The following is an 11,926-nucleotide window of genomic DNA, read 5'->3' on the forward strand; positions in this document are numbered from 1 at the left end:
ATCGGACGTGGGACGTCCGATGTCCCATCACCCAGACGGATGAAGGGCTGGCCACCGTGCCGTCGATTCTTCGCGCACGCCACAGATCCCCCCGCAGACTTCCCCTCATCTCATCCCTCACCTCCCCCCTCACCGCGGTGCTCACCACCACCGCCCTCCTCGCCCTCGCCCCCTCCCACCCCGCCGGGGCCGCACCCCGACCCACCCCCGCCGCAGCCGAGTTCGAGCAGCAGATCCTCTTCAAGGCCTCCCAGGACCCCGGCTACGCCTGCTTCCGCATCCCGGCGATCGTCCGGACGACCGCCGGAACCCTGCTCGCCTTCGCCGAGGGCCGTGTCCTGAACTGCGGGGACGCGGCGGACATAGACCTCGTCGTGAAGCGGTCCACCGACGGGGGCCGCACCTGGGGCCCCCTGCGGGTGGTCAACGAGGGCGGCGGCGACACCCACGGCAACCCCGCACCCGTGGTCGACCGCGAGACCGGCCGCATCGTGCTGGCGGAGACGTACAACACGGGCCGCCTCGACGGCGCGAGCTGTGACGTCCCCTGTGACCGCACCCCTCACCTCCAGTACAGCGACGACGACGGGCTGACCTGGTCCGAGCCGCGCGGTCTGAGCGACCAGATCCGCCCGGCCGGCTGGAACTCCTGGTATGCCACCGGCCCCGTGCACGGCATTCAGCTCACCCGGGGCCGGCACGCGGGGCGCCTCGTGCTCGGCGTCAACGCCGAGACCTGGGCGGACGGCCGGGTCACCGCCAACCACGCGGCGCTCGTGACCAGCGACGACGGCGGGGAGAACTGGCGGATCGGCGCCACGGACACCTGGCCGGTCGCGGACGACGGAACCTTCCGCCAGAAGCCGTCGGAGCTGACACTCGCCGAGCGCGCGGACGGCTCGGTGCTGATCAGCGGGCGCGAGCAGGACGGCACCGACCTGGGCCACCGCAGCCAGACGGTCAGCCGGGACGGCGGCACCACCTTCGCGGCCCCCTTCCGGGCGCTCCCGGACCTCTACACGCCCCAGGTGCAGGGTTCCCTGCTGCGCCTCGGCGACCGCATGCTGCTGGCCGGCCCGGCCGATCCCGACCGCCGCCGCACCATGGCGATCCGCTCCTCGTACGACGGCGGACGCACCTGGGAGAGCGTGGACCGGGGCACGGTCGTCACCACGGACTGGTCCGGCTACTCGGACCTGGTCCGGATCGACGGCGGCGAGGCCGGGAACGAGGTCGTCGGGCTGCTGTACGAGGGTGGCTCGGTCGACGCCCGGGACGAGATCCGCTTCGCCCGGTTCACGGAGGACTGGCTGCAGCCCCGCCGAGGCCCGGACCCGACGACGCCGGACACAGCGCCCGGCGGCGGACCGGCGGCCGTGCTCGGCGGCGCCCGGCCCACGGACGGTGTGGTCGGCGGCGCGCTCGAGTTCGACGGCGCCGACGACGCCGTACGGCTGCCGTACCGGTCGCGACTCCCGCTCGGGGACGGGGACTTCACCGCCTCGCTCTGGTTCCGGTACTCGGCGACCACCGGGGAGCAGCCGATGCTGTGGATGGGCGGTGTGGGGACCACACAGCCCCAGGTGTGGCTGCGCGGCGAGCCGGCGTCCGGGCGGCTGACGGGGCTCATCACCGTGCGGGACGGGGCCTCGCCGCCCCGGACCGCCTCCGTGCGGTCCACGGGCGCGTACAACGACGGGGCGTGGCACCGGCTCGTGCTGCGGCGCGATGGGGGTACCTCCCGCGCGAGCGCAGCCGAGCGTGGGGGAGGGCAGCTCACCCTCTTCGTCGACGGCACCGCGTTCAGCACCGCCGACGTCCCCGGATCGGTCAGCCGGAACTCGCCGTTCGGGGTGCACATCGGGCAACGGGTCGACAGCCGGGCCCACTTCACCGGCGCGATCGACGACGTGCGCCTGTACGGGCGGGCGTTGAGCGACTCGGAGGTGGCCCGTCTCGCCCCGAGCGACTCCGCGACGCGCGGCGAGATCCTGCGACTGCCCATGGACCGGGTGGACGCGGGCAACTAACGTCCCTTCCGTGCCCGACGACGCGGCAGCGCGACAGCGGACGGGGGCCGGACCGGTCCTGATCCTGGCCCTGGTCCTGGCCCTCGCCGCCGTGCTGCTCACCGCCCTCCCGGACGACGACCGGGAGGGCGGCATCGCCTGCACGGCCCGAACGGTCCGGGACTGGACCCCGGACACCTCCCTGACCGGCGAGTTCACCCGGTACGGCGACGACGCGACACGCGCCGACGACTGGACCGGCGGCGACGGCACCCACTCCGTGCGGCTCCCGGACGGGCGGGTGCTGTGGCTGTTCTCGGACACCTATCTGGGCCAGGTGCACCCACCGCCCAACCCGGCCGGCGAATCGGTCACCTGGCGGGACGTCTCGACACCCCTGGTGCGCAACTCGGCCGTGGTGATGTCCCCTTCGGGCCGTCTGGAGGGGACGCTCCCGGCGCCCGTCTTCCCGGACCCGGCCCCGCAGCAGTGGCGCTGGCCGGTGGCCGCCCGGGTCGAGCCCCGCTCCCCCGGCTCGGACGAGAAGGTCGTACGGGTGCTGTTGTGGACCCGCACGGCGGGGCGGTCGCCGTGGATCTACGGGGTGCCCACCGCGACCGAGGTCGCCACCCTGTCGCTGCCCGATCTGCGGCTGGAGGGGATCACGACGGTGCTGGACCAGGGGGCGGTCACCGATCCGGCCCGGCGGGTGCTGTTCGGGACGACCGCCGTGGACGCGGGCGAGTGGACGTACGTCTTCGGCGGCACCGACGCCCAGGCCGCCTCCCGGCCGACCTCCCACGCGTACGTGGCGCGGGTGCCGCGCGGCCGGCTCGGGGAGCCGGGGGCCTGGGAGTACTGGGACGGCTCACGGTGGGCGGTGCGGGGGCGGCCCGCGGCGGTGCTCGGGAACGGGGAGGACAAGGGGGTCGGCAGTGCCTTCACGGTCGTCCGGGACGGGCGCACCTATGTGCTGTTCACCATGGCCGCCGGGACGGCGGGGCTGACGACCGTGACCGCGTACTGGGCCTGCTCCCCCACCGGGCCCTGGCACGGGCCCACCGAGGGATTCAGCCCCCCGCTGCCGAAGAGCGGTGTCGCGGCGTACAACCCGCAGGTGCACCGGGCGGTCGGCGACGACGGGCGGCTGGTGCTCAGCTACGACGTCAACTGGCTGGACGCCGACGCGGCGGCGGCACAGTTGAACATCACCCGGAACGCGTCCCTGTACCGACCGAGGTTCGTATCGCTTCGTCTCGCTGCTCCGTGACCTCCTGCTCGTCCACCGGGTCGTGGGCGCGGCGTTTGGCGATGACCGCGCAGACCATGAGCTGCATCTGGTGGAAGAGCATCAGCGGCAGGACGGCGAGGGAGGCCTCCGGGCCGAACAGGACGCTCGCCATGGGCAGTCCGGAGGCGAGGGACTTCTTGGAGCCGGCGAACTGGATGGCGATCCGGTCCGCCCGGTCGAACCGCAGCACCTTGGCGCCGTACCAGGTGAGCAGCAGCATCACCGCGAGCAGGACCGCCTCGACGACGAGGAGTCCGGCGAGCCGCAGCGGGCTGACCTGGCTCCAGATCCCGCGCACCATGCCCTCGCTGAAGGCGACGTAGACGACGAGGAGGATGGAACCCCGGTCGACGAGGCCGAGGATCCGCTTGTGCCGGGTGACGAAGCCGCCGATCCAGCGGCGTGCCAGTTGTCCGGCGACGAACGGCACCAGCAGTTGGAGCACGATCTTCAGCAGCGAGTCGGCGGAGAAGCCGCCGACGCTGCCGCCGAGCAGGCTCGCCGCGAGCAGCGGGGTGATGACGATGCCCGCGAGGGAGGAGAAGGAGCCCGCGCAGATCGCGGCGGGGACGTTGCCCCGGGCCATCGAGGTGAAGGCGATCGAGGACTGGATGGTCGACGGGACGAGGGTGAGGAAGAGCAGCCCGGTGTAGAGGGAGGGGCTCAGGAACACCGGTTCGAGGCCGCGGGCCGCCAGGCCCAGCAGGGGGAAGACGACGAACGTGCACGCCAGGACGGTGAGGTGGAGTCGCCAGTGCTTGAGGCCGTCGAGCGCCTCGCGGGTGGAGAGCCGGGCGCCGTAGAGGAAGAAGAGAAAGGCGATCGCGGCCGTGGACGCCCCCGAGGCGACCTCGGCGGCCGTACCCCGCGCCGGGAGGAGCGCCGCGACGCCCACCGTCCCGAGCAACAGCAGGATGTACGGGTCGATCGGCATCCAACTCGGCCACTTCAGGCGTTTCACGGTGCTCCACGTGCTGTCGATGCGGGTGTGTCAGGGGCCGGAAGGCCCCTCTCCATCGTCCTCTCCCGGCCCTTGATCGGGAATCCTTCATACCGCTCTGACTGTCATCGCGTTCCACGATAAGCGGGTAGGGTGGCGATCGTGTACGACCCCTCCCATCTGCGCACCTTCCTCGCCGTGGCCCAGACCCTGAGCTTCACCCAGGCCGCCCGGCGGCTGGGGCTGCGGCAGTCCACGGTCAGTCAGCACGTACGCCGGCTGGAGGACGCGGCCGGGCGGCAGTTGTTCTCCCGGGACACGCACTCCGTGGAGCTGACGGAGGACGGCGAGGCGATGCTCGGCTTCGCCCGGCGACTGCTGGAGGTGCACGAGCAGGCGACGGCGTTCTTCACCGGGACCCGGCTGCGCGGACGGCTGCGTTTCGGCGCCTCGGAGGACTTCGTGCTGACCCGGCTCCCGGAGATCCTGGAGGCCTTCCGGCACGACCATCCCGAGGTGGACCTGGAACTGACCGTCGAGCTGTCGGGCACGCTGCACGAACGGCTCACGGCCGGCAAGCTCGATCTGGTGCTGGCGAAACGCCGCCCGGAGGACCCCCGCGGCGAACCCGTCTGGACGGACCGGCTGGTGTGGATCGGCGCGGAGCGGCTCCGCCTCGACGCCGACCGCCCGGTCCCGCTGATCGTCTACCCGCCGCCGGGCATCACCCGCGCCCTGGCCCTGGAGGCGCTGGAGCGCGAGGGCCGCGCCTGGCGCGTCGCCTGCACCAGCGGCAGCCTCAACGGGCTCATCGCCGCCGCCCGTGCGGGCCTCGGCGTGATGGCGCATTCCCGTCGCCTGGTGCCGCCTGGTCTGGTCCGCGTTCCGGAGCGGGCCGGACTGCCGGAACTCGGCGAGGTCGACTTCGTCCTCGTCCACGGCCGGCGTCCGGGAGCGGCGACGAGCGCGGCCGACGCCCTCGCGGCGGCCATCCTGGCCGGCGGCGACCGGCTCCACGGCCGCGCGCGGGGGGTGTGAGGGCACGGCGGACGCGACGGACTCGACGGGTACGGCAGACGCGGCGAACCTGAACGATGCTCGCGTTCTCCCAGGCCAAACCGTGCCCTCGCGGACACGCACCGTCATCGGAGCGTGCGGGTTCGGTGGAGATTGCGCTACCGAAACTTACTGATGCGTCAGGAATTGCGCCGGAGACCTCCCCATCTGCGTGCGTATTCCGGTGCCGCCCCCTGCCACACCTCCCCATGCGCCCCCTCCACAACCCTCCCGCCCGTCCCCCCGGTGAGGTAGCTTTCACGCGCTGTGCGGAGCGCCACGAGGAGCGGGTTTGCGCGAGTTCACCAACCCCCCGTTGGCGTCGGCGCCGCCGGTGGGCGGTCTGGCCGACGTCGTCTTCGAGTACGCCCAGGAGGACCCGACGTACATCGCGCTCGGCCGCAAGGACGAGCGGGGCGAGTGGCGCGACGTGACCTCCGCCGAGTTCCGCGACGAGGTCCTCGCACTGGCGAAGGGCCTGCTGGCGCAGGGCATCCGGTTCGGCGACCGGGTCGCCATCATGTGCCGTACGCGCTACGAGTGGACCCTCTTCGACTACGCGCTGTGGACCGTCGGCGCCCAGGTCGTCCCCGTCTACCCGACCTCCTCCGCCGAGCAGGTCTTCTGGATGCTCTACGACTCCCAGTGCACGGCGGCCATGGTCGAGCACGAGGACCACGCGATGACGATCGCCACGGTCATCGACCGGCTCCCGCAGCTGCGCAGGCTCTGGCAGCTGGACGTCGGCGCGGTCCAGGAACTGTACGAGTCCGGGGCGCACCTCGACGACGAGGTGGTGCACCGGCACCGCCGCGCGGTGACACCCGAGTCCGTCGCGACGATCATCTACACCTCCGGCACGACGGGCCGCCCCAAGGGCTGCGTCATCTCGCACGCCAACTTCATGGTCGAGGCGGACACGGTCATCGAGCGGTGGGCGCCGCTGTTCAAGTCCCGCAAGGGTGACGAGGCGGCGACGCTGCTGTTCCTGCCGCTCGCGCACGTCTTCGGGCGGATGGTGCAGGTCGCGGGTATCCGGGGGAAGGTCAAGTTCGGCCATCAGCCGCAGCTCAACGCGGCCGTCCTGCTGCCCGACCTCGCCGCCTTCAGGCCGACGTTCTTCCTCGCGGTGCCGTACATCTTCGAGAAGGTCTTCAACGCGAGCCGGCGTAAGGCCGAACGCGAGGGCAGGGCCGGCCCGTTCGAGAAGGCCGTCGAGGTCGCCGTGAAGTACGCCGACGCGATGGAGGCGCGGGCCTGGGGCATCGGACCCGGCCCGTCGGCGGGGCTGCGGATGCAGCACCAGTTCTTCGACAAGGTCGTCTACGGCAAGATCCGTGAGGCCATGGGCGGCCGGATCAAGTACGCGATGTCGGGCGGTTCGGCGATGGACCGCCGGCTCGGCCTGTTCTTCGCGGGCGCGGGCGTCCACATCTTCGAGGGGTACGGCCTGACGGAGTGCACGGCGGCCGCGACCGCCAACCCGCCCGAGCGCACCCGGTACGGCACCGTCGGCCAGGCCATCCCCGGCATGACCGTGCACATCGCGGACGACGGCGAGATCTGGCTGCGCGGCCCCAACGTCTTCCAGGGCTACCTCAACAACCAGAAGGCCACCGACGAGACCCTGCACGACGGCTGGCTCGCCACCGGCGACCTGGGCTCCCTCGACGAGGACGGTTATCTCACCATCACCGGGCGCAAGAAGGAGATCCTGGTGACCTCGGGCGGCAAGAGCGTCTCGCCCGCGATCCTGGAGGAGCGGGTGCGCGACCATCCGCTGGTCGCCCAGTGCATCGTCGTCGGCAACGACCGCCCGTACATCGCCGCCCTGGTCACCCTGGACGGGGAGGCCGTGGAGCACTGGCTGCAGATGCACAACAAGGTGAAGCTGTCGCCGGCCGAGCTGGTGCGCGACCCGGAGCTGGAGACCGAGGTGCGGCGGGCGGTGGTCGCCGCCAACACCCTGGTCTCGCAGGCCGAGTCGATCCGTACGTTCCGGATCCTCGCCCACCAGTTCACCGAGGAGCACGGCCTGTTGACGCCTTCGCTGAAGCTGAAGCGGAAGGCGATCGAGAAGGCGTACGCGACCGAGGTCGAGGCGCTGTACCGGGCGTGATCCCGCTCGCCCCCGCGCCGCTCAGACCAGTTGGTAGCCCCGCATGTTCCGCAGCAGCAGGTGGCAGTTCCGCAGGGAACCCGAAGTGTCGCCCAGGGAGCGGTAGATGCCCCACTTGGGGCGAAGCCGGTCCGCGAGGAAGGTGTCGACGCCGCTGCGGGAGACGTCGATGAGCGTGGTCGAGCCCTTCTTGAGGATCCAGCGCACCGAACCTGCCGAGCCGTTGCCGACCTTGACCTGGAAGTCGACGTCGACCCAGGAGTCGTGCAGGGGCGCCAGATCGGTGCGGCCGACGAGGATGTCGTCGATCGGCAGTTTCAACTCGATGGTCTGTGCGCCTCCCCCATCCCGCCGCAGGGACTGCACGACGAGCGGCGAGGTGCCGGCGCCGGGCTGTTTCATCTGCATGATGTGCGTGAAGCTGGTGGTCGCCTGCAGCGAGGCCGGGATGTACATCTGGTAGGTGACCCGCCAGGTCTGGCCCTCGGTCCAGCGCAGAAAGCCGCTGGCGGTCCGCAGCCCGGTGACCTCGTGGCGTTGGCGGTCGGTGGAGGTGTCCCGGTCGACGGTGTGCATGTCGAACCGCCAGGTGTCGCCGGTGGCGCGGATGTGCGGCGCGGCCGAGGTGTGGGAGTCGGCGCGGTCGTCCTCCAGCGTCTCGAAGGCGCGCAGCCCGTCGGCGCTCGCCGAGGGGGACCACTTCAACTGCCAGGAGGCGGCGTGCGCGGCGGGGGCCGGCAGCCCGACGGCGGCCGCCGCGGCACCGCCGAGCGCGGCGCCCAGAACGTTCCTTCGCGTGGGGGTCATGAGCCATCCATTCACGTACGTGATTGATATTCACCGACGTGCGTCGCGGCAAGGGACAGACTTCACGCATGACCGCGTCCGGTCAATGGTCCAGACCGATACGCTGGAACCGCCGGATCCATTTCCGGCCATTCTGCGATTCGGCGTGCGAGCGAGCCGCTCAGGAATGCATCGCGCGCCGTGATCGTTGACGATGGGAAGTACCACCCGACGACTTAAAGGATCGAGAGCTCGTGAGCAGCAAGGTCCCCCCGATCATCCTGAACAACGGCGTCGAGATGCCCCAGCTGGGCTTCGGCGTGTGGCAGGTGCCGGACGACGAGGCCGAGCAGGCGGTCACCACCGCCCTGGAGGCCGGCTACCGGAGCATCGACACCGCCGCGATCTACGGCAACGAGGAGGGCACCGGCAAGGCCCTCGCCAAGGCCGGCGTCGCCCGCAAGGACCTCTTCGTCACCACCAAACTCTGGAACAGCGACCAGGGCTACGACTCCACCCTGCGCGCCTTCGACGAGTCCCTGGACAAGCTCGGCCTGGAGTACGTGGATCTGTATCTGATCCACTGGCCGCTGCCGGCCCGGGGCACCTTCGTCGACACGTTCAAGGCGTTCGAGAAGCTCTACGCCGACGGCCGCGCGAAGGCCATCGGTGTCTCCAACTTCCTTCCGGAGCACCTTCAGACGCTGATCGAGGCCACCAACGTCATCCCGGCCGTCAACCAGATCGAGCTGCACCCGCACCTCCAGCAGCTCGCCGCCCGCGAGTACCACGCGGAGCAGGGCATCGCCACCGAGGCCTGGTCGCCGCTCGGCCAGGGCAAGGGGCTCCTGGAGGTCCCGGCGATCATCGCGATCGCGCAGAAGCACGGCCGCACCCCCGCCCAGGTGGTGCTGCGCTGGCACCTCCAGCTGGGCAACGTGGTCATCCCCAAGTCCGTGACCCCGTCCCGCATCAAGGAGAACATCGAGGTCTTCGACTTCTCCCTGGACACCGAGGACATCGCCGCGATCAGCGCGCTGAACGAGGACCGGCGCATCGGCCCGGACCCGGCGACGTTCAACCAGGCCTGAGGCAGGGGCCGCCGGTCGGCATGCGCCGGCCGGCTTCCCTCGGCCGGCCCCCCGCTCGCCGGGACGCCACGAGACCGCCCGTCGGAATCCGTCCGAAGGGCGGTCTCGTCCGTCCGGTGCGACGGACCGTGGCGAACCGCGGAACCCGCGCTCAGACCGGCTGGCCGATCGGCCGTACGACCACGGTGTTGATGTCGACCCCGGCCGGCTGGCGGATCGCCCAGACCACGGAGTCGGCGATCTGGTCGGCGGTGAGGAGATGGCCGGGCGGTAGAGCGCCGTAGCTGTCCCAGAACGGGGTCTCCACCCGGCCGGGCGCGATCAGCGTCACCCCCACCCCCCACTCGGTGACCTGCCGCCGGGTGTTCTCGGCGAGCCCGGTGACGGCCCACTTGGTCGCACCGTAGATGTTCCCCGGCCCGTGGATGAACCCGGCGACGCTGCCGACCAGCATGATCCGCCCCCGGGTCTCCTTGAGGGCGTCGATGGACGCCCGGACGAGCAGGGCGGGGCCGAGCACATTGGTCAGCACCATCTCCGGCCACCCGGCCGGATCACCCTCGGCGACCGTGTCGTGGGTGCCGAAGCCGGCGTTGGCGATGACGGTGTCGATCCGCCCGAACTCCTTCAGCGTGGCGTCCACCGCCGCCTGTACGTCCGCGTATTCGGCCGCGTGCCCCGGGACGGTCAAGAGTCCTTCGGGTTCGCCGAGTTCGGTGGCGAACGCGCGCAACCGCTCGGCCCTGCGCCCGGTGACGGCCACCCGGTGGCCGAGGTCGAGCAACTGCCGGGCGACAGCGGCCCCGATTCCGCTGGATCCGCCGGTGATGAGCGCCACTGGTGCGTCGGTCATGGATATCCCCCTGTGGTTCCGGCCGACCGGGTGAGCTCCGGCCGACCTGCGGAGTCCATCACTTGGAGCACTCTCGAAGTCAAGTACCGCCGGAACCGGGGGACTTCACAGGGCGCTCGGCTCGTCACCGCCGAGCGACATGGACCGTGTGGGCCGCGAGGACGAAGAGGTCCGTGCGGTGGTGCACGCCCGCCTTGTCGTCGGGGTCGAGGAGGCGGTCGACCGTCGACAGGTCGTCGGCGTCGAGGAAGTCCGCCAGCATTCCACGGGCGCGCTGGAACTGGCCCACGGCGTACGCGCGGGCGGCCTCGTCGACCGGGGCCGGAAGGTCCAGCAGGAAGGTGCGGGACGTGGCGTCGCGCAGACCCACGGCGGTGAGCAGCCCCGGCCAGTCCTCGGTCTCCGGGACGCTGCCGGGCACCGAGGCGCGCATCTCGGTGAACCACCGGTCCTCCGCCGCGTCGATCCGGGACTGCAGTCCGGGACGGCCGATGCCGATGTCACGCGGCAGGAACCGGCTGGGCAGCCCACCCTCGACGAGGGCCAATGTGCCGCCGGGCGCGAGGCGTTCGGCGAAGGCGGCGAGCGCGGCGCGCTGATCGCCGAGGTGGTGCAGGCTGCGGCTGGCCCACATCAGGTCGGCCGGGTAGTCCAAGTCCCCGACACCGTCCGGGAGTTGCGCCTCAAGGGTGCCGAACCGGTCGGCGAGGCCCAGCTCCCGCGCACGCGTCCGCGCCCGTTCCAGCAGGGGTCCGGAGCCGTCCAGCGCGACGACCCGGGCACCGGGGAACGTCTCGGCCAGCAGACAGCTCATGACCCCCGGGCCGCTGCCGACGTCGACGACCAGCCCCGGCTCGGGCTGCCGCGTGGCGACCCACGCGGCGGCCTGCCGGTTCAGTGGCGCGAACAGTTCCGCCTGCCCCACCAGATGCTCGGCCAGCTCGGCCCAGTCGAGGTCGGTGTGGTGGGCAGGGCCGTGCTCGTGGCCGTGGCCGTGGCCGTGCGCGCACTGGCGTCCGGGCCGGTGCGGATCCTGGCCGTGGTGGTGCTGTCCCATGACGGTGTGCCTCTCTTCCGGGTGCCGTCAGCCTGCTCCGACACACCGGAGAACCACCAGCTCTCTTGCCGTATCGGCAATTCGCCCGTGCCGATCCAGCGCGGTCAGCCCTGCTCCGCCACCCGGTACACACAGACGTTCGCGCCCGTGCCGCTGGTGGTCGTGGAGACCAGTTCCAGGGTGTGCTTGGCGCCGTCGCCGGGGAAGATCGTCTTCCCGCCGCCGAGGAGGACCGGCATGACGATCAGGACGAGCTCGTCGACGAGCCCCTCCTGGAGGAGGGTGCGGGCGAGCGTCGGGCTGCCCATGACCAGCAGGTCACCCCCCGCGGTCTCGCGCAGCTTGCGGATCTCGGCGACCGCCTCCGCGCCCGGGACGAGCGTGGTGTTGTCCCAGGTCAGCTCGGAGTCGGTGAGCGTCGCGGACACGACGTACTTGCGGATGGAGTTCATCCGGTCGGCGAAGGGGTCGCCCGCACGGTCGGGCCACGCCCCGGCCATGGCCTTCCAGGTGCGACGGCCGTACAGCAGCGCGTCGGCCTTCTCCAGCGCGGCGTCCCAGGCGCCGCCCACGACCTCCGGGTCGAAGAACGGGTGGGTCCAGCCGCCATGGGCGAACCCGCCGTCGGTGTCCTCGTCGGGACCGCCGGGCGCCTGCACGACACCGTCCAGGCTCATGAACTCGCAGATCACGATGCGCATGGGGTTCTCTTTTCTCGTACCGT

The 11,926-nt window shown here is 71.5% G+C and carries 10 protein-coding genes; 5 read left to right on the forward strand and 5 right to left on the reverse strand.

The annotated features are described in order from the left end of the window. Nucleotides 1-56: 56 nt before the first annotated feature. Both K1J60_RS07295 and K1J60_RS07300 read left to right on the forward strand, forming a co-directional pair. Nucleotides 57-2,030, forward strand: coding sequence for an exo-alpha-sialidase (locus tag K1J60_RS07295; RefSeq protein WP_398683142.1), 1,974 nt, complete (start codon nucleotides 57-59; stop codon nucleotides 2,028-2,030). A 10-nt stretch (nucleotides 2,031-2,040) separates the two neighbouring features. Further along, a complete protein-coding gene (locus K1J60_RS07300; RefSeq protein ID WP_220645461.1) occupies nucleotides 2,041-3,279 on the forward strand; it encodes a hypothetical protein in 1,239 nt (412 codons plus the stop codon). On the opposite strand, the gene K1J60_RS07305 is transcribed toward K1J60_RS07300, so the two are convergent. Continuing rightward, a complete protein-coding gene (locus K1J60_RS07305; RefSeq protein WP_220645462.1) occupies nucleotides 3,218-4,261 on the reverse strand; it encodes a bile acid:sodium symporter family protein in 1,044 nt (347 codons plus the stop codon). The genes K1J60_RS07300 and K1J60_RS07305 overlap by 62 nt on opposite strands. Before the next feature lie 141 nt (nucleotides 4,262-4,402). Between K1J60_RS07305 and K1J60_RS07310 the strand changes: the two genes are divergently transcribed. Both K1J60_RS07310 and K1J60_RS07315 read left to right on the forward strand, forming a co-directional pair. Next, entirely contained in the window at nucleotides 4,403-5,278 is an 876-nt protein-coding gene (locus K1J60_RS07310) for a LysR substrate-binding domain-containing protein (protein WP_220645463.1), read from the forward strand. 310 nt (nucleotides 5,279-5,588) lie between these two features. Continuing rightward, nucleotides 5,589-7,415 (forward strand): AMP-dependent synthetase/ligase, encoded by a 1,827-nt coding sequence (locus tag K1J60_RS07315; RefSeq protein WP_220645464.1) that lies wholly within the window; start codon nucleotides 5,589-5,591, stop codon nucleotides 7,413-7,415. Between the two features lie 21 nt (nucleotides 7,416-7,436). On the opposite strand, the gene K1J60_RS07320 is transcribed toward K1J60_RS07315, so the two are convergent. Then, nucleotides 7,437-8,222: a Tat pathway signal sequence domain protein gene (locus tag K1J60_RS07320; protein WP_220645465.1), complete on the reverse strand. Its 786-nt coding sequence runs from the start codon at nucleotides 8,220-8,222 to the stop codon at nucleotides 7,437-7,439. Between the two features lie 233 nt (nucleotides 8,223-8,455). Here K1J60_RS07320 and K1J60_RS07325 point away from each other — a divergent pair, with 233 nt between their 5' ends. Next, the gene (locus K1J60_RS07325) at nucleotides 8,456-9,292 is read left to right on the forward strand and encodes an aldo/keto reductase (RefSeq protein WP_317619697.1); all 837 of its coding nucleotides are present in this window, start codon (nucleotides 8,456-8,458) and stop codon (nucleotides 9,290-9,292) included. A gap of 151 nt (nucleotides 9,293-9,443) precedes the next feature. Here the strand turns inward: K1J60_RS07325 and K1J60_RS07330 are convergent, their stop codons facing one another. The 3 genes from K1J60_RS07330 to K1J60_RS07340 all read right to left on the reverse strand — a co-directional run bounded on the left by K1J60_RS07330 (nucleotide 9,444) and on the right by K1J60_RS07340 (nucleotide 11,903). After that, nucleotides 9,444-10,145, reverse strand: coding sequence for an SDR family oxidoreductase (locus tag K1J60_RS07330; protein WP_220645466.1), 702 nt, complete (start codon nucleotides 10,143-10,145; stop codon nucleotides 9,444-9,446). A 124-nt stretch (nucleotides 10,146-10,269) separates the two neighbouring features. Beyond that, nucleotides 10,270-11,202, reverse strand: a complete 933-nt coding sequence (locus K1J60_RS07335) for a class I SAM-dependent methyltransferase (protein WP_220645467.1) — start codon at nucleotides 11,200-11,202, stop codon at nucleotides 10,270-10,272. Nucleotides 11,203-11,306: 104 nt separating this feature from the next. After that, on the reverse strand, nucleotides 11,307-11,903 hold the full coding sequence (locus tag K1J60_RS07340) for a dihydrofolate reductase family protein (protein WP_220645468.1): 597 nt from the start codon (nucleotides 11,901-11,903) through the stop codon (nucleotides 11,307-11,309). Nucleotides 11,904-11,926: the final 23 nt, after the last annotated feature.

The sequence above is a fragment of the Streptomyces akebiae genome (assembly GCF_019599145.1).
GTDB classification, from domain to species: Bacteria; Actinomycetota; Actinomycetes; order Streptomycetales; family Streptomycetaceae; genus Streptomyces; species Streptomyces akebiae.

Coding starts and splice junctions, on each gene's coding strand:
- K1J60_RS07320 (WP_220645465.1), bottom strand. CDS start 8,222: ATGACCCCCACGCGAAGGAACGTTCTGGGCGCCGCGCTCGGCGGTGCC.
- K1J60_RS07330 (WP_220645466.1), bottom strand. CDS start 10,145: ATGACCGACGCACCAGTGGCGCTCATCACCGGCGGATCCAGCGGAATC.
- K1J60_RS07335 (WP_220645467.1), bottom strand. CDS start 11,202: ATGGGACAGCACCACCACGGCCAGGATCCGCACCGGCCCGGACGCCAG.
- K1J60_RS07340 (WP_220645468.1), bottom strand. CDS start 11,903: ATGCGCATCGTGATCTGCGAGTTCATGAGCCTGGACGGTGTCGTGCAG.